Annotated in this window: 17 protein-coding genes and 1 pseudogene; 4 read left to right on the top strand and 14 right to left on the bottom strand. The window is 72.8% G+C overall.

Translation table 11 applies throughout. From position 1 onward, the window contains the following. Nucleotides 1-118 precede the first annotated feature (118 nt). Together AB0B58_RS25140 and AB0B58_RS25135 are read left to right on the top strand one after the other, a co-directional pair. The gene (locus tag AB0B58_RS25140) at nucleotides 119-1,309 is read left to right on the top strand and encodes an ROK family protein (RefSeq protein ID WP_360228058.1); all 1,191 of its coding nucleotides are present in this window, start codon (nucleotides 119-121) and stop codon (nucleotides 1,307-1,309) included. Nucleotides 1,310-1,359: 50 nt separating this feature from the next. Beyond that, nucleotides 1,360-1,620, top strand: coding sequence for a DUF1707 domain-containing protein (locus AB0B58_RS25135; RefSeq protein WP_360228107.1), 261 nt, complete (start codon nucleotides 1,360-1,362; stop codon nucleotides 1,618-1,620). Here the strand turns inward: AB0B58_RS25135 and AB0B58_RS25130 are convergent. From AB0B58_RS25130 to glmS, 13 genes and pseudogenes are all read right to left on the bottom strand, one after another. Continuing rightward, the gene (locus AB0B58_RS25130; protein WP_360228055.1) at nucleotides 1,580-3,361 is read right to left on the bottom strand and encodes an ABC transporter ATP-binding protein; all 1,782 of its coding nucleotides are present in this window, start codon (nucleotides 3,359-3,361) and stop codon (nucleotides 1,580-1,582) included. The genes AB0B58_RS25135 and AB0B58_RS25130 overlap by 41 nt on opposite strands. Next, nucleotides 3,358-5,043, bottom strand: a complete 1,686-nt coding sequence (locus AB0B58_RS25125) for an ABC transporter ATP-binding protein (RefSeq protein WP_360228052.1) — start codon at nucleotides 5,041-5,043, stop codon at nucleotides 3,358-3,360. The genes AB0B58_RS25130 and AB0B58_RS25125 overlap by 4 nt, the downstream gene beginning before the upstream one ends. Before the next feature lie 43 nt (nucleotides 5,044-5,086). Further along, nucleotides 5,087-5,341 carry a hypothetical protein gene (locus tag AB0B58_RS25120; protein WP_360228049.1) on the bottom strand — a complete coding sequence of 85 codons (255 nt, stop codon included), beginning with the start codon at nucleotides 5,339-5,341 and terminating at the stop codon, nucleotides 5,087-5,089. A gap of 9 nt (nucleotides 5,342-5,350) precedes the next feature. Further along, on the bottom strand, nucleotides 5,351-6,403 hold the full coding sequence (gene tsaD / locus AB0B58_RS25115; RefSeq protein ID WP_360228046.1) for a tRNA (adenosine(37)-N6)-threonylcarbamoyltransferase complex transferase subunit TsaD: 1,053 nt from the start codon (nucleotides 6,401-6,403) through the stop codon (nucleotides 5,351-5,353). After that, entirely contained in the window at nucleotides 6,396-6,824 is a 429-nt protein-coding gene (gene rimI, locus AB0B58_RS25110) for a ribosomal protein S18-alanine N-acetyltransferase (RefSeq protein ID WP_360228043.1), read from the bottom strand. The genes tsaD and rimI overlap by 8 nt, the downstream gene beginning before the upstream one ends. Continuing rightward, the gene (tsaB, locus tag AB0B58_RS25105; RefSeq protein ID WP_360228040.1) at nucleotides 6,824-7,480 is read right to left on the bottom strand and encodes a tRNA (adenosine(37)-N6)-threonylcarbamoyltransferase complex dimerization subunit type 1 TsaB; all 657 of its coding nucleotides are present in this window, start codon (nucleotides 7,478-7,480) and stop codon (nucleotides 6,824-6,826) included. The genes rimI and tsaB overlap by 1 nt, the downstream gene beginning before the upstream one ends. 109 nt (nucleotides 7,481-7,589) lie before the next feature. After that, nucleotides 7,590-8,273: a uracil-DNA glycosylase gene (locus AB0B58_RS25100; RefSeq protein ID WP_360228037.1), complete on the bottom strand. Its 684-nt coding sequence runs from the start codon at nucleotides 8,271-8,273 to the stop codon at nucleotides 7,590-7,592. Next, nucleotides 8,270-8,752 carry a tRNA (adenosine(37)-N6)-threonylcarbamoyltransferase complex ATPase subunit type 1 TsaE gene (gene tsaE / locus AB0B58_RS25095; protein WP_360228034.1) on the bottom strand — a complete coding sequence of 161 codons (483 nt, stop codon included), beginning with the start codon at nucleotides 8,750-8,752 and terminating at the stop codon, nucleotides 8,270-8,272. Before tsaE ends, AB0B58_RS25100 begins: the two co-directional genes overlap by 4 nt. Next, nucleotides 8,749-9,843, bottom strand: a complete 1,095-nt coding sequence (locus tag AB0B58_RS25090; RefSeq protein WP_360228031.1) for an alpha/beta hydrolase — start codon at nucleotides 9,841-9,843, stop codon at nucleotides 8,749-8,751. The genes tsaE and AB0B58_RS25090 overlap by 4 nt, the downstream gene beginning before the upstream one ends. Nucleotides 9,844-10,259: 416 nt before the next feature. Then, a pseudogene (alr, locus tag AB0B58_RS25085) lies at nucleotides 10,260-11,369 on the bottom strand (alanine racemase); the annotation flags it as partial. Nucleotides 11,370-11,405: 36 nt separating this feature from the next. Further along, nucleotides 11,406-12,854, bottom strand: a complete 1,449-nt coding sequence (locus tag AB0B58_RS25080) for an NAD(P)H-hydrate dehydratase (protein ID WP_360228028.1) — start codon at nucleotides 12,852-12,854, stop codon at nucleotides 11,406-11,408. A 20-nt stretch (nucleotides 12,855-12,874) separates the two neighbouring features. Further along, nucleotides 12,875-13,243, bottom strand: coding sequence for a holo-ACP synthase (locus tag AB0B58_RS25075; protein WP_360228025.1), 369 nt, complete (start codon nucleotides 13,241-13,243; stop codon nucleotides 12,875-12,877). Between the two features lie 587 nt (nucleotides 13,244-13,830). Further along, nucleotides 13,831-15,714, bottom strand: a complete 1,884-nt coding sequence (glmS, locus tag AB0B58_RS25070; RefSeq protein WP_360228022.1) for a glutamine--fructose-6-phosphate transaminase (isomerizing) — start codon at nucleotides 15,712-15,714, stop codon at nucleotides 13,831-13,833. A gap of 253 nt (nucleotides 15,715-15,967) precedes the next feature. Between glmS and AB0B58_RS25065 the strand changes: the two genes are divergently transcribed. Together AB0B58_RS25065 and AB0B58_RS25060 are read left to right on the top strand one after the other, a co-directional pair. Next, nucleotides 15,968-16,810, top strand: a complete 843-nt coding sequence (locus AB0B58_RS25065; RefSeq protein ID WP_360228019.1) for an MmpS family transport accessory protein — start codon at nucleotides 15,968-15,970, stop codon at nucleotides 16,808-16,810. A gap of 49 nt (nucleotides 16,811-16,859) precedes the next feature. Next, nucleotides 16,860-18,047, top strand: coding sequence for a pyridoxal phosphate-dependent aminotransferase (locus AB0B58_RS25060; protein WP_360228016.1), 1,188 nt, complete (start codon nucleotides 16,860-16,862; stop codon nucleotides 18,045-18,047). A gap of 560 nt (nucleotides 18,048-18,607) precedes the next feature. On the opposite strand, the gene glmM is transcribed toward AB0B58_RS25060, so the two are convergent. After that, nucleotides 18,608-19,960 carry a phosphoglucosamine mutase gene (gene glmM, locus AB0B58_RS25055; RefSeq protein WP_360228013.1) on the bottom strand — a complete coding sequence of 451 codons (1,353 nt, stop codon included), beginning with the start codon at nucleotides 19,958-19,960 and terminating at the stop codon, nucleotides 18,608-18,610. Between the last annotated feature and the right edge of the window lie 38 nt (nucleotides 19,961-19,998).

Raw genomic sequence — 19,998 nt, 5'->3', positions numbered from 1 at the left:
TTCGTCGTCACCGGCCTCATCCTGCTACTCGCCGCAAGCGTCGACGCCCTGTCACGCCGCAGAGCGGCAGCCACCGGTAACCGATGAACCGGCCCGCGGGTGTGGGGGCGGCGCGCTGATGCGAGCCGGCCCCAGCCACGAGGAGGTTCGCAGGCACAACCTGGGCACGTTGCTGAGATACGTACACGTGCACGGTGCTACCTCCCGGGCCGAGCTCACCACGAAGCTCGGGCTGAACCGCAGCACGATCGGGACGCTGACCACCGAACTGGCCGCCGCGGGCCTGGTCACCGAGCGGCCGCCCGAGGAGACACTGCGGGCCGGACGACCGTCACTCGTCGTCCGGCCCGAGTCGTCCCAGGTGTACGCGTACGCGCTGGCGATCGAGGTGGACCGGCTGCGCGCCGCCCGGGTCGGCCTGGGCGGCAAGATCCTGGACCGCCGCGAGACGGACCGGCCGCGCGGCATGCAGGTCGTCGACGCGGTCCAGCCGCTCGCCGGGTTCATCCACGAGATGCGCCGGGCCGTCCCCGAAGGCGCCCGCTACGTGGGCGGCGGGCTGGCGGTGGCGGGCATGGTCCGCCGCGACGACGGCATGGTCCGCCTGGCGCCGACGATCGGCTGGGTCGAGGAGCCGGTCGGCGAGGCCCTCAGCTCGGAGCTGAGCGTCCTCGAGGGTGCCGAGGTAGGCCCGCTGATCGTCGGCAACATAGCGGACGTCTCGGCCATGGTGGAACACAGCCGGGGCGCGGCGGCCGGCCACGACAACGTGATCTACCTGTACGGCGACGTGGGCGTCGGCGGCGGCATCATCGCGGGCGGCCGCCGCGTGACCGGCCACGGCGGCTACGGCGGCGAGGTCGGCCACATGGTGATCAACCCGAAGGGCAAGCCGTGCAGCTGCGGCTCCCGCGGCTGCTGGGAGACGGAGATCGGCGAGTACGCCCTGCTGGAGCTCGCGGGCCGCGGCCACGAGAGCGGCCGGGAAGCGGTACTCGGGGTGGTCGACTCGGCGATGCGCGGCGACCGGGCGGCACAGCAGGCGGTCCGCCAGGTGGGCGATTGGATCGGCCTGGGCGTCGGCAACCTGATCAACATCTTCAACCCGGAGGCGGTCATCTTCGGTGGCACGCTGCGGGACGTGTACCTGGTGGCGGCGGCCCAGATCCGTAGCCGCCTCAACGAGGTGGCGCTGCCGGCCTGCCGCGAACACGTCCGGCTCCGTACCCCGGAACTCGGCACGGACGCGGCCCTGATCGGCGCCGCGGAGCTGGCCTTCGAACGGCTGCTGGCGGATCCGCTCCTGTGATCGGCCCCCTCCCCCGGCGGGCGGGCGCGGTATACATTGCCCGCGTGAGCATGCGGGCCTCCGATGACGATCGGCAGCGGATCGTGGCCGCCCTCGAGCGCCACACCGGCGCCGGCCGGCTGACCCTCGACGAGTTCGCACAGCGGGTCGGCGTGGTCAGCGACGCCCGCACCCTCGACGAGCTGGCCGCCGTCGTCAGCGACCTTCCCGAGGAGACGCCGCAGGAGAAGCAGCGGCGCGACCTGCTGTTCGTCTTCGTGATCGCGCTGATCACCCTGGTGCTGCTCGGCGTGGGGCTGGCACTGCGCTGACCGGCGCGCCGTGCCACGACGCCCACAGCGCCGCGTAGGAGCCGCCCGCCGCCACGAGTTCGTCATGCGAGCCCAGCTCCGTGATCCGCCCATGCTCCACCACCGCAACCCGGTCCGCGTCGTGCGCGGAGAACAGCCGGTGCGCGATCGCCACGACCGTACGGCCCCTGAGCACCGCCGCCAGCGAAAGCTCCAGGTCCCGGGCCGCCCGCGGATCCAGCAGCGACGTGGCCTCGTCCAGCACCAGCGTGTGCGGGTCGGCCAGCACCAGCCGGGCCAGCGCCACCTGCTGCTCCTGCGCCGCCGACAGCCCGGCCCCGCCGGCGCCCACCTCGGTGCACAGGCCGTGCGGCAGCGCGTCCGCCCAGCCCAGGGCGTTCACCGCGGCCAGCGCCTTGCGTACGTCGTGCTCTGACGATCCGGGCCGGACCATGGCGACGTTGTCGCGCAGGGTACCCATGAAGACGTGGTGTTCCTGGCTGACCAGCGCGACCTCCGTACGCAGCCGGGCCGGCGGCAGGCCGGCGAGCGGCGCACCGCCGACCGTGAGGGTGCCCCGCCCCGGTGCGTGCACGCCGGCGAGCAGCCGGCCGAGGGTGGACTTGCCCGCGCCGGACGGGCCGACGATCGCGAGCCGCTCCCCCGGCTCGATCGTGAGCGAGATCCCGTGCAGCACCGGGCGCCCGGCCACGTACGAGAAGTGCACGTCTTCGGCGACGATCCGCGCGCCGCGCGGCGCCTGACCCGGCGGCGGCGCCGCCTCGGCGGTGTCGTGCACGCCCAGCAGCCGGGCCAGCGACGCCGCGCCCACCTGCAGCTCGTCCAGCCAGGCGAGGAAGCGGTCGATCGGGTCGACCAGCAGCTGCGCGTAGATCACGCCGGCGGTGACCTGGCCGAGGCTCACCCAGCCCTCCAGGTAGAACCAGCCGCCGATGAGCAGGGTGCCGACGACCGGCAGGAGGTAGCCGATCACCGCGGACGGCGACCAGACCGTACGCAGGTAGAGCGTGTACCGCTCGGCACGCCAGGATCCGCGCAGGTCGGCGTCGGTGCGCCGGATCCGGTCCTGCTGGCGGCGCAACGCGTCGACCGTACGGGCTCCCTCGACGGTTTCCGCAAGGCCGTCGGTGACCTGCGAATACGCGGCGTTCTGGCGCAGATAACCGGCGTTGGCCCGGCTCAGGTACCACCGCGCGGAGATGCCGAGCACCGGCACCGCGACCAGCAGCGGCAGCGCGAGCAGCGGGCTCACCAGCAGCAGCGCGCCGACCGCCAGCACCGCGGTGATCACCGCGATCACCGTCTCGGGCACCGCGAACCGCACGCACCGCGACAGCGCGTCCACGTCGCGGGAGGTCCGGGTGAGCAGGTCGCCGGTGCCGGCGCGTTCCACGACCGACAGCGGGATGGCCAGCACCCGCTCCACGAACTCCTCGCGCAGCTCGGCCAGGACCCGCTCGCCGAGCCGCGCCGACGCCACGTACGCGAACCGGACCAGCACGGCCTGCACCACGATGAACGCCGCGATGGTGACGGCGATCCGGTCCACTGTGCCGCTGCCGCCACCCCGCTGCAGCGACTCCACCAGGGCGCCGAGCAGCCGGGGGCCGACCAGGCCCGCGACCGCCGCGAGCACGTGCAGGAGCAGCGCGATCGTCAGAGCACGCGGATGGCGGCGGAACAGGGCGCGGGCGTAGCGCCGGACCTCACGGGTGCCGGCCACCGGAAGCGCTTCGCTCACTCGCGCAGCACCGCCCTCGCGTAGGCGGGGCAGCCGGCCAGCAGCTCCCGGTGGGTGCCCTCGGCGACCACCTCGCCCGACTCGACGTAGAGGACCACGTCGGCGCGGTCCAGCACCAGCGGGCTGGTCGAGCAGGCGACCGTGGTGCGCCCGCGCCGGGCCGGCCCGAGCCGGTCCGCGATGCGCGCCTCGGTGTGCGCGTCGACCGCGCTGGTCGGCTCGACCAGGACCAGGATCTCCGGGTCCGCGACCAGGGCACGGGCCAGCCGCAGCCGCTGCTGCTGGCCACCGGAGAAGGAGCGGCCCCGCTCGGCGACCTTGCTGTCGAGGCCGTGCGGCAGCGCCTCGACGATCTCGTCCGCCCCGGCGGCCGCGAGCGCGTCCGCGACCGCCGCGTCGCCGGTCGGATCGAGATCCGACCGCAGCGACCCCGAGAACAGGCGGGCGTCGTTGTCGGCCACCAGGATCCGGTCCCGCACCGTCGCCAGGTCGAGGTCCTCCAGCGGTACGCCGGCGAGCGTCGCCGCCGGGTCGACGTATCTGCCCAGGCGGTCCGCGATGGCCACCGCATCCGCGGGTGCAGTCGCGGCGATCGCGGTGAACAGGCCCGGCCGCACCACCACACCGGACACCCGGTCGACCAGCTCGCCGCGCCCGGGCGCCTGAACCGGCAGCGCCGGATCGGGCAGATCCGTCCGGGCCCGCAGCATCGTGACCACCCGGCGGCCGGAGACATGCCCGCGGGTCAGCTTGTCCACGGTCTCGGTGAGCTGGCGCAGCGGCGTGACCAGGAACGCCGCGTACCCGTAGAAAGAGATCAACTGTCCGGTGGTGATCTGCCCGGCGAGCGCGAACCGGGCTCCGAGCCAGGTCACCAGGACCAGGAACATGCCCGGCAGCAGCACCTGCGCGGCCTCGAGCAGCGATTCGACGTGCGCGACGTGCACGCCGGCCTCGCGCAGCGTCTGCGACTCGCCGCGGTACCGCCCGGACATCACCGGCTCGCCACCGACCCCGCGCAGCACCCGGAGCCCGCCGACCAGATCCGTTGCCCGGCCGGTCAGCCGCGCCTGCTGCTCGCGGTACGCCTGCTGGCGGCGGTGCAGCGGCCGGATGAGCAGCCCGACGACGATCATCAGCAGCGGTACGCCGAGCACCACCACCAGGCCGAGCGGCACGGAGGCGTGCAGCAGGATCGCCGTGACCGCGACGACCGCGACCAGCGAACCGGTGCCACGGGCGGTGATCTCCATGGCGCTGCCGATGTGGCTGATGTCCGCCGTACCGATGGCGACGATCTCACCCGCGCCGAGCCGGCGCGGAAGCGCCGAGCCCAACCGATTGGAATGCCGGACCGTGACCTGGATCGTGCGGTAGGCCGCGGCCAGCCAGCTGAAGACGGCGAACCGGTGCCGGGTCACCCCGGCGCCGGCCTGCACGAGGCCGACGCCGAACAGCACGAGGCACCAGGTCACCAGCGCACGGCCGTCACGGCCGGTCAGGCCGGCGTCGACGGCGTGGCCGATGATCGCCGGAACCAGGGCCTGGCAGAGCATCCAGACGATCGCCAGGACGATGCCACCGCTGACGGAAACCCACGTACGCCGGGCGAGCCAGCCCAGGTATCGGGTGGCGGACCGGTCGTCAGGAATGCCGGGATCGGCGGGGGGCAGCTCGCGCATCCTGCCCTGACGGTACGTAAGTGAGCCGTCACGAACCAGCGCGTTATCTATCGACGGGTGTGAAATCCCAGACATGTGGCGCGCGGGCCGTCAGACGCTCCGGCGGCGCCGGCAGGTCGGCCGGGGTGTTACGCCACTTCGAGATGACGACGATGCGGTGGTCGGTCGACGAGTAGACCTCGCTCGACACGTGCGACGGCAGCACCTCCACCTGCGGCAACGCCTCGTCGCAGACCCAGGTCAGCAGCTCGTCGAAGCCGCTGCCCAGCGCCCGTACCTCCCACATGCGTGCGATCATGCTGGCTTCCTACCCCGCCACAGTGACCGAGGTCAATGGCATGGCGGAATCGGCGGGCAGGTCGAGCCGGCTGGGCGCGATCCCGGCGGCCACCAGATGGGAACCGAGCGCGGCGACCATCGCACCGTTGTCGGTGCACAGCCCCGGCCGGGGCACCCGCACCCGGATGCCCAGCTTCGCCGCCCGCTGTTCGGCGAGCAGCCGCAGCCGCGAGTTGGCGGCGACGCCGCCACCGATGACCAAGGTCTCGACGCCGTTCTCCCGGCACGCGTCCAGGGCCTTGGCGGTGAGCACGTCACAGACCGCGGCCTGGAAACTGGCGGCGACGTCGGCGACCGGCACGGGCTCGCCGGCACGCTCGCGGGCCTCCACCCACCGGGCGACCGCGGTCTTCAGCCCGGAGAACGAGAAGTCGAACCGGTGCTTGAGCTGGTCCTTCGGCGCGGTCAGGCCGCGCGGGAAGGCGATCGCGGCCAGATCACCTTCGCGCGCGATCCGGTCGATCGCCGGGCCACCCGGGAACCCGAGACCGAGCAGCCGGGCCACCTTGTCGAACGCCTCGCCGGCCGCGTCGTCGATCGTCGCGCCAAGCGGCGTCACACCCGCGGTGAGATCGTCCACCAGCAGCAACGACGAGTGGCCACCCGACACGAGCATGGCGACGGCGGGCTCGGGCAGCGGGCCGTGCTCCAGCGTGTCGACGGCGACATGCGCGGCGAGGTGGTTGACGCCGTAGATCGGCTTGTCCGCGGCGAGCGCGTACCCCTTGGCGGCGGCGACCCCGACGAGCAGCGCCCCCGCGAGCCCCGGCCCGGCCGTCACGGCGATCGCGTCGATGTCGGCGAGGGTGACCCCCGCGTCGTCGAGGGCCCGCTGCATGGTCGGCACGATCGCCTCGAGGTGAGCGCGGCTGGCGACCTCGGGCACGACCCCGCCGAACCGCGCATGCTGCTCGACGCTGGATGCGAGCGCGTCGGCGAGCAGCGTGTGGCCGCGGACGATGCCGACACCGGTCTCGTCGCAGGAGGTCTCGATCCCGAGGACCAGGGGTTCGTCAGGCACTTCTCATCATCACCAGGGCGTCGGTGTTGCTGGGCTGGTAGTAGCCACGCCGGATCCCGACGGGCTCGAAGTCGTAGCCGGCGTAGAGCCGCTGGGCGGGAGCGTTGTCGACGGCGACCTCGAGCAGCACCTTGCGCCCGCCGGCCTCGGCGAGCAGCGCCTCGAGCAGCTGCCGCCCGACACCCCGCCGCTGGGCGTCGCGGGACACCGCGATGTTCTGAACCCAGGACTCGTCCTGATCGACCACGGCGAGACCGGCGTAGCCGGCCACCTTCCCGTCCTCCTCGGCCACGAGGTAGAAGTTCCGCTGGGCGAGCTCGTTCCAGAACATCGAGGCCGACCACTTCTCGGTGCCGAAGAGGTCCTCCTCGATCGGCAGCACCTCGGCGATGTGCCACCAGCGGAACCGGGTGATACGCATCAGTGCAGCACCGGCTTGCGGGACCCCGGCTCGACGGCGTCCGGCCGGCGCAGGTAGAGCGGCGTGAGCGACTCGGTCGGCGCCTGCCCCCGGATCCGCTCGGCGGCGAGCGCGATCAGCGCCTCCCCCGGCGGGAAGAGCACGTCCTCGTCGACCGGCACCCCGAAGATCTCGCCGTACTTCAGCGCGCCCTCGCCGACGGCCCGATCGACCTCGACCCGCACGTCGGCAGGCTTCGCGACGTCCGGATCGCCGGCACGCACGCCGTCGACGTAGCGGGCGTAGTAGACCTCACGCCGCCGGGCATCGGTGGCGACCAACACTCGGCCCGGCCCGGCGGCCCGGCCGAGCGCGTCGAGCGAACACACCCCGTACGTGGGTACGGAAAGCGCCTGCCCCATGGCGGCGGCGGTGGCGAGGCCGACCCGCAGGCCGGTGAACGGCCCCGGGCCGACGCCGGCGACGATCGCGGCCAGATCCCGGGTGCGCACCCCGGCGTCGTCGAGGATCAGCCGCACCTGGGGGGCGAGCCGCTCGCCGTGGGCGCGAGGATCGACGGTACGGCGCTCGGCCAGACCCTTCATGCCGGTGCTGGTGACCTCCGCGAGGGCGGCGGTCACCGCGGGCGTGGAGGTGTCGAGGGCGAGTACGAGCACGTGAAGAACCCTAGCCGCCGAAAAGCCGCCCGTCCGAGCCGGGCACGGACCCGCACGGGGCGAACCCGGACCCGCGCAGCCCGGCCCGGCCCGGTCATCGTCGGTGAAACTACGCGCCGGTGCGCGGATCCCAGACCACGAGAGGGCGGCCCGCGTCTGCCAGCGCCTTGTTGGCCGAGCTGAACGGGCGGGAGCCGAGGAAGCCCTTCGGGTTCAGCGGGCTCGGGTGGCCGGCCTCCAGGACGACGTGCGCCGGGTTGGTGACCAGGGCCGCCTTCTTGCGGGCGTAGCCGCCCCAGAGCAGGAACACCACGCGCTCGTCGCGGGCGTTCAGCGCCCGGATCGTCGCGTCCGTGAACGCCTCCCAGCCCTTGTTGGCGTGCGACGCCGCGGCGGCGGCCCGTACCGTGAGGACCGCGTTGAGCAGCAGCACGCCCTGCCGGGCCCAGCCGGTCAGGTCGCCGCTGGTCGCCGGCGGCACGCCGACGTCCTCGGCCAGTTCTTTGAAGACGTTGCGCAGCGACGGCGGGATCCGCACCCCGTCACGGACGCTGAAGCTGAGCCCGTGCGCCTGCCCCGGCCCGTGATACGGGTCCTGCCCGAGGATCAGCACCCGGGTCTGCTCGGGCGAGCACAGCCGGTAGGCCGCGAACAGGTCCTTGATCGGCGGGTACACGGTGTGCGTCCGGTACTGCTCGTCCACGAACGCGCTCAGCGACGCCGTGGAGTCCGCGTCGAGCAGCGGCGTCAGCTCCGTGCGCCAGGCGTCCGGGAGCAGGTCAGGCAGGTTCACATCTTCTCCAGTCGGGCGGCCCAGTCGCCGCCGTGGGGAACGAGGTCGATGATCCGGGTGTCGTCGTCGAGCCGGTCGATCCGGACGGCCAGGTATTCGTCGTTGAGCTGCTCCACCAGGCCCGCGCCCCACTCGACCACCGTCACCGCGTTCTCCGCGGACGCGTCCAGGTCAAGATCGTCGATCTCGGCGCGCGGATCGGCGGCATCGCCCAGCCGGTACGCGTCGGCGTGCACCAGTGGCAGCGCACCGCCCCGCGCCGGATCGGGCCGGTGCACCCGGGCGATGACGAACGTCGGCGAGGTGATGGCACCGAGCACGCCCAGCCCCGCGCCGATTCCCTGCACCAGCGCCGTCTTCCCGGCGCCAAGCGGCCCGGTCAGCAGCACCAGATCGCCGGGCCGCAGCACGGCGGCGAGCCGCCTGCCGAACGCCTGCGTGTCGTCCACAGTGGCCAACCGGAATCCGGTGGTGGTCAAGAGATCTTCTTCAGGAACGGGATCAGCGCGGCGTTGACCTCGTCGGCATTCTCGAGCATGACGACGTGTCCGCTGTTGTCGAACTTCACCAGCTCGGCCTTCGGCAGGTGTCGCAGGATCTCCTCCGAGTGGGTCACCGGGGTCAGGTAGTCCTTCGTGCCGACCAGCACCAGCACGGGCACACCGCTGAGGGTGGACAGCGCCGGGAAGCGGTTGTGCGTGTAGAGCGTCTGCAGATACTTGGCGAGGGTCTCGACGGGTGTCTTCGAGTTCATCTGCTCCACGAACGTGACAAGCGACGGGCTGGGCCGGGCGTCGCCGAAACCGTACCGGCGGGTCAACAGCCAGGCCAGGTCGGAGGAGGCGACGCGGGCCCGGTCGATCGTGCCGCCGCCGAGCCGGGCCGCACCGCCCCAGAGTGGGAAGAACGGGGCGCTGACCCGGGCGACGAGCGTGGACAGCCCGAGCTTGGACTTGTCGATCAGCCCGGCGGAGGTGGAGATCAGCACGACGCCCGTCACCCGCTCACCGAACCACTCGGGGTACTGCTCGGCGAACGCCATGATCGTCATGCCGCCCATCGAGTGCCCGACGAGGATGATGTGTCCATCCGGGACGGTCGCGTCGAGAACGGCCGCCAGCGACCTGCCCAGCGCGGCGATGTCGTAGTCGCCGGACTTGAGCCGGCTGGACCGCCCGTGCCCCGGCTGGTCGTAGAAGACGAGGCGATGATCGCCCTGCTCGGCGAGCACCTGCCGCTGGAAGAAGAACGTGCCCATGTCCAGGGCGAAGCCGTGCACGAAGACGATGGTGGGCTTGCCGGTCGGCCCGGCCGGCTCGACGATCTCGACGCGCAGATCGGTGCCGTCGGCGGCGGTGACGGTCAGCTCGGAGTCGAACGGTTGATCGCCGAACTCCACGTCGGCATGGGGATCACCGGGAGCGTTGAGCGACTTGCGAACCAGGGTGCGCTCGACCGCGAACGCCGTCGCCAGCCCCGCCGCGGCGACACCGATGGCGGCACCGACGATCCCGACCTGCTTCGCCCGCCGCCGCGGACCGGACCGGGCGGGCAACTTCGCCGGACTCATGCAACCTCCTCAGCCGAGGCCACGGCACCCGGGGCCCCGGATTCTCGAACCACGGCACCCGAAGCCACGGCATCCAGAGCCATGGCATCCGCCGCTACGGCACTCGTGGCCACAGCGCCCGAGGTCGCGGGCTCTTGCACCGCGGCGCCCGTGACCACGGGACCTGAAACCACGGCACCCGAGGCCGAAGCCACAGCACCCAAGACCCCCGAATCCAAGGCCACCGAACCCTGACCCGCAACGCCCCGAGCCACCGAACCTGAAACCACGCCACCCGAAGCCCCAGCACCCAAGACCCCCGCATCCGAGGCCACCGGACCCTGACCCGCTACATCCGGGGCCACCGAACCGGCGACCGCAGCCCCACGGGCCACCGAACCTGGGACCACAGCGTCCGGGGCAGGGACGCCGGCGGTGCCGTCGTAGACGCGGGCGACGCGGGAGCCGCCGAAGCGGGTCACGATCTCGTAGTTGATCGTGCCGATCGCGTCTGCCCAGTCGGTGGCCGTTGGCATGCCGTCGTCGCCCGGTCCGAAGAGCGTCGCCACATCCCCGGGCGCGACCGGGTCGTCGCCGCAGTCGACGACGATCTGGTCCATGCAGACCCGCCCGGCGACCGTCCGCGTGCGCCCGCCCAGCCACACCGGGCCCACATTGGACGCATGCCGGGGCACTCCGTCGCCGTAGCCCAGCGGCACCAGCGCAAGCGTCGTCTCGCGCGCCGTGTAGTAGGCGTGCCCGTAGGAGACGCCCTGGCCGGCCGGGACACGCTTGGTGAGGGTCACCCGGGCCCGGGCCGTCATCGCCGGCCGCAGCCCGGTCTCGTGCCCGGCGGGCAACGGCGACAGGCCGTAGACAGCGACGCCCGGGCGGACCATGTCGTAGTGCGCGTCCGGCCGGGTCAGCGTCGCCGCCGAGTTCGCGATGTGCCGGTAGCGCGGCTCGATGCCGAACTGCTCGGCGGCCGCCAGCCCCTCCGCGAAGACCGCCAGCTGGTGATCGACCGTCTCATGACCGGGCGCATCCGCATAGGCGAAATGGCTCCAGACGCCGACCACCTCGACCTCGCCGCCGGCCTGCGCCTTGGCCGCCGCCTCGAGCAGCGCGGGCCATTCGGCCGGGGTGGCGCCGCCGCGCGCCAGGCCGGTGTCGATCTTGAGGTGCACCCGGGCCGGGCGGCCGGCCAGGCGGGCGGCCGTGACCAGCTCGCCGAGCTGTTCCGGGCTCCCCGCGTTGAGGTCGACGTCGGCCGCGATGCCGTCCTGCAGGGGCAGGCCCGGGGCGAGCAGCCAGGCCAGCACCGGTGCCGCGATGCCCGCCCGGCGCAGGGTCAGCGCCTCGTCGAGGGTGGCGACCCCCAGCCAGGTCGCGCCGCCGGCCAGCGCCGCCCGGGCGGACGGCAGCATGCCGTGCCCGTAGCCGTCCGCCTTGACCACCGCCATGACCTCCGCGGTGGTGCCGGCGCACAGCGTCGCGACGTTATCCCGGATGGCGTCCAGATCTACCCGGACCTCGGCCTGCCACATACTCACCAGCCTACTGATCGGTACGACAAAACCGCGTCACAGCAGTTCAGCGAGCACGGGGCGCAGCGCCGCGGCCACGTCCGGCGACGTCACCGGGCCGTCCCGCTCGGCCCGGCGCCCGGCGAGGCCGTGCACATATGCGGCCATGATCGCCGCACGCTCCGGCACGACTCCGGCGGCCAGCAGCGAGCCGAGCAGGCCCGCGAGCACGTCACCGCTGCCCGCCGTGGCCAGCGCGGGGCTGCCGGTCGGGTTGGCCCACGCCTCGCCCGACGGGGTAGCCACGATCGTCCGGTCGCCCTTGAGCAGCACCACGGCGTTGATCCAGGCCGCCAGCCGGCAGGCCGCGCCGATCCGGTCAGCGCCGGGCCGCTCTCCCGCCAGCCGGGCGAACTCGCCGTCGTGCGGAGTGATCACCAGTGGGGCGTCCCGGCGCAGGTCGGCAGCGTGCTGGCCGCCCACGAGCAGGGTGAGGGCGTCCGCGTCGAGCAGCACCGGCAGGGAGGTGGCCAGGACGCTGCGCAGCTCCGTGCGAGCGGCGTCGTCGGTGCCCAGCCCGGAGCCGCAGACCCAGGCCTGCACCCGGCCCGCGTCGGCGACCCGCTTCGCGACCACCACGGACGGATGCCGGTGCACCACGTCGCGATCGGCGCTGCCCGCGTAACGGACCATGCCGGTGGGGCCGGCCAGGGCGCCCGTGACCGAGAGCACGGCCGCACCCGGGTAGGTCGCCGACCCGGTGGCGACGCCGACGACGCCGCGGCTGTACTTGTCCGAGCCGGCGTGGGCCCGGGGCCACCAGGCGGCGATGTCGGCGGCGTCGGGCACGCGCACCGCCGGGTCGCCGTGCAGCGTCTCGCTCAGGCCGATGTCGATCAGCTCGACGTGGCCGGCGAGGGCCGCGGCGGCACCGACGACGTGCGCGGGCTTCAGGCAGCCGAAGGTGACGGTGACGTCGGCGTGCACGGCATCGCCGGGCACGTCACCGGTGTCGACCGCGACCCCGCTCGGCACGTCGACGGCGACCACCGGCGGCCGGGCACCGTCCCGCCCGATCAGCCCCGGAAGGCGCCGGACCAGCGCGGCCGCGGGCTCGCGGAGGCCGCCGCTCGCACCGATGCCGACGATGCCGTCGACGACCAGGTCCGCCCGGTCCGGCAGGTCACCGACGGTGACGCCACCCGCCCGGCGGAGCGCGGCGAGCCCGGCGAGATGCACCCGGTCGGGGCGCAGCAGGATCGCCTTGACGCCCGCGCCGCGGGCCGCCAGCGCGGCACCCGCATAGAGCGTGTCGCCGCCGTTGTCCCCGCTGCCGACCAGCAGCACCACGGTCGCGCCGTATACACCGCCCGACTCGCTCAGCAGCAGCGCACATCGCCGGGCCAGCCCGGCCGCGGCGCGCTGCATCAGCGTGCCCGCCGGCAGGGTCGCCATCAGGGCCTTCTCCGCCGCACGTACGTCCGCAACCCGCCACGCCTGCCGCATGCCGAAACCCCCTGGGAAACTCAGGCCTCCGCGACGACCATCGCCGAGGCGATGCCACCGTCGTGCGACAGCGACAGGTGCCACCTGCTGACGCCCCGCTCCGCCGCCACCGCCGCGACCGTACCGGAGACGGTGAGCCACGGCCGCCCGTCGGGATCGGTGACGACCTCACAGTCGTGCCAGCGCAGCCCGACGGGAGCGCCCAGCGCCTTGGCGACGGCCTCCTTGGCCGCGAACCGCGCGGCCAGCGACTCCGGTGATCGCGGGTTGCCGGACGAGGTCATGCGCTCCGAATCGGTGAACAGGCGGTCGGCGAGCAGCGGGGTGCGCTCCAGCGCCTTGGCGAATCGATCGACCAGCACGACGTCGATCCCGACAGACACGATCACAGGGCAACCCTATCGGCCCACCGGCGGTCCCGATCCGTCGTGCGCCGGCCTGTGGACAAGCGGCGAAGGCGTCTGCGCTGTTGTCCACAGGGCAGCTCAGGCGGCCCGGATTTGCCCTAACGTCGGCGGCCGAACCGCTTCCATCCGGAGGTTGCCGATGACGTCCAAGCTCAAGGTCGAGGCCACGGGCCGGTGTGCCGCCGACCTGTGCGCCCACGCCACCCGCCCGTCCGCGATCCGGACCGGATCCGCCGTCGCCGCCGTAAGCACCCGTCTCGGCGGAGCTGCACATGCCGCCGGGCCGGGCGTGTTCCTCGACGTCTCGCGCAGACCTCGTCCAAGGTGCGGCGGCTTCCCCGAGAAGCCTGGCCGAGGACCGGTCCTCACCGGGGCCGTGCCGGGCGGTTCGGTGCCGGCCTTCGCCCCGCCGGGAAACGACTTCTACTTCGACGCAAACCCGAGCGCAACGGCGTCCGGCCGGCCCGCGAGGACGCGAGCCGGCCGGACACCGGGCACCTTGGTTACCGGGACGCCGCCGGCGTGTCCCTGGGGCGCGCCGGCCGCCATCGCGACGGATAGGGGCGATGTCACTCCACGGTGACGGACTTCGCCAGGTTGCGCGGCTGGTCGACGTCGTGGCCACGAGCGGACGCGATCTCGCAGGCGAGAATCTGCAGCGGCACGGTGGTCATCAGGGGCGCGAGCAGCGTCGGCGTACGCGGGACCTGGATCAGGTGGTCGGCGAAGGCGCGAACCGCCTCGTCGCCCTCCTCGGCGATCACGATCGTGCGGGCGCCGCGGGCGCGTACCTCCTGGATGTTGGAGACCACCTTGTCCCGCAGCACGCCGCGGCCGGCCGGCGAGGGCACCACGCAGACGACCGGGGTGCCCTCATCGATGAGCGAGATCGGGCCGTGCTTCAGCTCGCCCGCCGCGAAGCCCTCGGCGTGCATGTACGCCAGCTCCTTGAGCTTCAGCGCACCCTCGAGCGCGACCGGGAAGCCGACGTGCCGCCCGATGAACAGCACCGTCGACGCGGTACGCAGATCGCGTGCCAGGGCCCGGACGTCCTCCATGCCGGCGAGCAGCTCGCGCAGGTCGTCCGGCGTGCGCTGCAGCTGCGACACCACGGCGGCGACCTCGTCGGCGTACATGACGCCGCGGATCTGGGCCAGGTGCAGACCGATCAGGTAGCAGGCGACCAACTGGGTCAGGAACGCCTTGGTCGACGCGACGGCGATCTCCGGACCGCCGTGGGTGTAGAGCACGGCGTCGGACTCGCGCGGGATCGTCGAGCCGTTCGTGTTGCAGATGGCCAGCACCCGGGCCTTCTGCTCCTTGGCGTGCCGCAACGCCATCAGCGTGTCCATGGTCTCGCCGGACTGGCTGATCGCGATCACCAGCGTCGAGCGGTCCAGCACCGGGTCGCGGTAGCGGAACTCGCTGGCCAGCTCGACCTCGCAGGGGATGCGGGTCCAGTGCTCGATCGCATACTTCGCGACCATGCCGGCGTGGTAGGAGGTGCCGCAGGCCACGATGAAGACCTTGTCGACGTCGCGCAGGTCCTGGTCGGTGAGGCGCACCTCGTCGAGCACGATCTCGCCGCGCTCGGAGAGGCGGCCGAGCAGCGTGTCCGCGATCGCCTGCGGCTGCTCGGCGATCTCCTTGAGCATGAAGTAGTCGTAGCCGCCCTTCTCCGCGGCGGAGGCGTCCCAGTCGATGTGGAACTCCTTGCCGGTGGCGGGCGCGCCGGAGAAGTCGGTGATCTCGATGGCCGCCGGTGTGATCAGCACGACCTGGTCCTGGCCGAGCTCGACGGCCTCGCGGGTGTGCTCGATGAAGGCGGACACGTCGCTGGCGAGGAAGTTCTCCCCCTGGCCGCGGCCGACGACCAGCGGCGAGTTGCGCCGGGCGGCGACGACCGCGTCGGGCACCGCGACGTCGACGGCGAGCAGCGTGAAGGCGCCCTCCAGGCGCCGCACGGCGCGGCGCATGCCCTCGGCCAGCAGTTGCGGCCCGTTCTCGGCGCCCGACTCGCGCAGGACGCGCATCTCGGCGGCGAGCAGGTGTGCGGCGCACTCGGTGTCGGTGTCGCTGACGAACTCGACGCCGGTCGCCTCGAGCTCGGCGCGCAGGCGGGAGAAGTTCTCGATGATGCCGTTGTGGATCACGGCGACCCGGCCGTCTGCCGACAGGTGCGGGTGCGCGTTGCGGTCGGTCGGTCCGCCGTGGGTCGCCCAACGGGTGTGCCCGATCGCCGTCGAGCCGACGGCGATGCCGTCACCCGCCCGTTCCGCCAGCGCCTTTTCCAGGTTTGCCAGCTTGCCGGCCTTCTTCTCGGTCAGGATGACGGAGCCATCGATGACCGCGATACCGGCGGAGTCATAGCCGCGGTACTCCAGGCGGCGGAGCCCGTCGAGGACGATTTGCAGAGCCGGCCGACTGCCGACGTAACCCACGATCCCACACATGAGGGGCAGCGTAGCCGACTTCCGCTCACGACCACTGCGCAAGAAGCACACTTTCGCGCATCGTACGTGATCGAAAGGGCCGTTCGGCCCACCGCGCGCCACTCTGTGGCCAGGTCAGGGCGGCGAGTGACACGACCGGGTGATCCGGATCTGGCGCCGAGGGCGTACCGTCGGCCCGACGCCTGCTCTGGAGAGACGATTGAGCTACCCACCGCCTTCGGACCCGACTCGCCGGTACCCGGGGGACGACCCCGTGTCAGGTCAGCCGTGGTCGTCACCGTCGGGCGACTCCCTCGCGGCCGAGCCCTACCAGCCGCCACCGCCGCCCGCGCCCACGTTCCAGCCCGGGTACGCCCCGCTGCCGACGGCGGGCCAGCAGGCCAGCGGGCCTCCGGACGGCTACCCGCCGACCTCCCAGTTCCCGGCTCCTCCCGGACAGTTTCCGCCCCCGGCGTATCAACCGCCGCCGGGACAGGCGCCGCCCGGCCAGATGCCGCCGCCCGGATACGGCCCGCCCGGATACGGCCCGCCGCCCGGATACGGCGGGTCTCCGCCGCCACCGCCGAAGCGCAGCAATCTTCCGCTGGTCGCCGTCCTGGTGGCCGTGGTGCTGCTGCTCTGCGCGGGTGGCGTGACCTCGATCGTCCTGGTGGTCAACAACGCGAAGCAGAAGGCCGAGGAGGCGCTCGAATCCATCCCTCGGCCGACCGACCTGCCGACCGGGTTGCCGACGGACCTGCCGACGGGGTTGCCGACGGGGTTGCCGACCGACCTGCCGACCGACCTGCCGGATCTTCCGGGCCTGGATCAGAAGGCGCAGATCGAGGTCGAGTACGCGGTCACCGGCGACGGCCCGGTCGAGATCGTCTACGTGGAGAAGCTCGGCGGCGAGCCCCAACGGGTGCGCAACGCCTCCCTGCCCTGGCGCAAGACGCTGACCATGAAGGGGTCCTCGCTCGTCTCGGTCGTGGCCGTCCGCGGCAGCACCTCCGAGGGCGAACTGAGCTGCAGCGCGAAGGTCGACGGCGAGGAAGTCGCCCAGAAGACGAGTTCCGGCACCTTCATCACGGCCTCCTGCACAAAGGTCATCTTCTGACGATCGCGGCCGGCCGCGCGCCCAGGCGCGTGGCCGTAGGCTGACGGGCGTGACGACGTCGACCCCGGCCGATCCACTAGTCGGCCGCATGCGCCCGTTCGGCACCACCATCTTCACCGAGATGTCCGCGCTCGCCGCGCAGACCGGCTCGGCCAATCTGGGGCAGGGCTTCCCGGACACCGACGGTCCACCGGAGATGCTCGCCGCGGCCGCCGAGGCGCTGCGCTCCGGGGCGAACCAGTACCCGCCGTTGCCCGGCATCCCGGCGCTGCGGGCCGCCATCGTCGCGCACGAGCGGCGGTTCTGGGGGCTGAGCCGGGATCCGGACACCGAGGTGGCGGTCACCGCGGGGGCCACCGAGGCGATCGCCGCGAGCATCCTCGGGCTGTGCGAGCCCGGGGACGAGGTCGTGTGCTTCGAGCCGTACTACGACTCGTACGCGGCCTCGATCGCCCTGGCCGGCGCGGTCCGCCGGCCGGTGACGCTGCGCCCGGGCCCGGACGGCCGCTACGGCTTCGACGAGGGTGAGCTGCGCGCGGCCTTCGGACCCCGCACCCGCCTGGTGTTGCTGAACACCCCGCACAACCCCACCGGCAAGGTCTTCACGGCGGACGAACTCTCGCTGATCGCCCGGCTCTGCCGGGAGCACGACGTGTACGCGGTGACCGACGAGGTCTACGAGCACCTGGTCTTCACCGACGCGTCCACGCCGCACATCCCGCTCGCCGGGCTGACGGGCATGCGGGAGCGCACCCTGCGGATCTCGTCCGCGGGCAAGACCTTCTCGTGCACCGGCTGGAAGGTCGGCTGGGCGACCGGCCCCGCCCCGCTGGTGTCGGCGGTGCTGCGGGTGAAACAGTTCCTGACGTTCGTCAACGCGGGCCCGTTGCAGCCGGCGGTGGCCGTGGCGCTGGGACTGCCGGACTCGTACTTCGACGGCTTCCGCGCCGGCCTGCAGGCCCGGCGGGACCGGCTGGTGGCCGGCCTGGCCGATGCCGGGTTCAAGGTGCTGCCATCAGACGGCACCTACTTCGTGACCGCCGACATCACCCCGCTGGGCGGCACGGACGGCGTCGACTTCTGCCGGGCGCTTCCTGCGCGGTGCGGCGTGGTGGCCGTGCCGACCCAGGTCTTCTACGACCACCAGGAGCAGGGCCGCCGCCTGATCCGCTTCGCCTTCTGCAAGCGCGAGGACGTCATCGACGAGGCAGCGAAACGCCTCCGCACCCTGGCCTGACGCCACCCACCCGCCCAGCGGGCCCGCAGGCCCGGCAGAGGGCGGCGGTCATTAGGCGGACCATGGGGAGGCGAGCCAGGCGGCGGGCAGACATGCCAGCCGGCAGGCAGGCTGGCTGGCGGGCCAGCAAGCCGGTGCATGCTGGCAAGCAGGCAGGGCGGGCCAGCCAGCAAGCCGGCAGGCAGGGCCAGCAAGCTGACGCAAAGCGGGAGCGGGCAGAGCAGATCGGTCAGCGGGCCAGCAGGCAGGCATTCAGGCATGCCGGTGGAACGGCAATGCGGGTCGCCTAGGACCGGGTTCTGCCGTCCGGCACGAGGCCAGGGCCGGCGCCGGTGACGCCAAACGGACCCGCACCGCCAGGTCAGGGCCGGAATCAGCACCCGGCGAGCGAAGCGAACCCACGCCCCCGCCGGAGTAAGGCCAGCACCGGCCTCACGTCCGCGTGCAGGGCCAGCCTCACGCCGGCTCCGAGGGTCAGACCGACCTCACGTCCGGGCGCAAACGTCCGGGCGCCAAAAGATCAGACCGTTCCCATCCCGAACGCAAAGCACAGACCGGGGTCAGGCCGGGCTTGCCGCCCGGACCTCGTCGGCCACGCGCTCCGCGATGGTCCGCGCCTGCTCCTCGGTGCCGGCCTCGACCATCACGCGCACGAGGTGCTCGGTGCCCGACGGGCGTAGCAGCACCCGCCCGCTCTCCCCGAGCTCGTTCTCCGCCAGCGCCACGGCCGCCTGCACGGTCGGCGCCGCGGCGCCCGCCTGGCGGTCCTTGACCGGCACGTTGATCAGCACCTGTGGCAGCTTGTGCAGCACCGCTGCCAGGTCGGCCAGCGACTTGCCGCTCGACGCGATCGTCGCCATCAGGTGCAGGCCGGTCAGCACGCCGTCGCCCGTCGTTGCGAACGCGGGCATCACGATGTGGCCGCTCTGCTCGCCGCCGAGGGCGAAGCCGCCCGCGGCGAGTTCCTCCAGCACGTACCGGTCGCCGACCTTGGTCTCCAGCAGCCGGATGCCGGCCTGCTTCATCGCCAGGCGCAGGCCGAGGTTGCTCATGACCGTCGCCACCAGGGTGTCGTCGGTCAGGGTGCCGGCGTCGCGCATGGCCAGCGCCAGGATCGCCATGATCTGGTCGCCGTCGACCACGGCGCCCGCGGCGGTCACGGCGAGGCAGCGGTCGGCGTCGCCGTCGTGTGCCAGGCCCAGGTCGGCGCCGTTGGCCAGGACGGCCTCGCGTACGGCCTCGAGGTGCGTCGAGCCGCAGTTGTCGTTGATGTTGAGGCCGTCGGGCTCCGCGTGGATCGCGATGACCTCAGCGCCCGCCTCCGCATAGGCGGTCGGGCCGGCCTCGCTGGCCGCGCCGTTCGCGCAGTCGACCACGACCTTGATGCCGGCGAGGCTGTGCGGCGTCGACTCGACCAGGTGCTTGATGTAGTGCTCGGCGCCGTCGAGCAGGTCGTGCACGCGGCCGACGCCGGCGCCGGTCGGGCGTCCGACGAGTCCGTGCCCGTCCGCGACGGCGGCCTCGATCTTGGCCTCGAGCTCGTCCGGGAGTTTCTGGCCGCCGGGGGCGAAGAGCTTGATGCCGTTGTCCGGCATCGGGTTGTGCGAGGCGGACAACATCACGCCGAGGTCCGCACCGGTCTGGCCGACGAGGAAGGCGACCGCGGGCGTCGGCAGCACGCCGACCCGGACCACGTTCGCTCCGGCACTGGTCAGGCCCGCCACGACCGCGGCCTCGAGCATCTCGCCGCTGGCTCGGGGGTCGCGACCCACGATCGCGAGCGGCTGATGGCTGGCGTCGCTCTCGATGAGCACCCGGGCGGCCGCGACGGCGACCGACAGGGCCAGTTCCGGAGTGAGGAGGTCGCCGTTCGCGAGGCCGCGTACGCCGTCCGTGCCGAAGAGTCGCCCCATGGCGGTCGTTCCTTTCGCCGGCCTCCTGCCCCCACTCG

It is taken from the genome of Actinoplanes sp. NPDC049118 (genome assembly GCF_040648555.1).
GTDB lineage: Bacteria > Actinomycetota > Actinomycetes > Mycobacteriales > Micromonosporaceae > Actinoplanes.
This window is presented reverse-complemented; position numbering and strand designations above follow the sequence as displayed.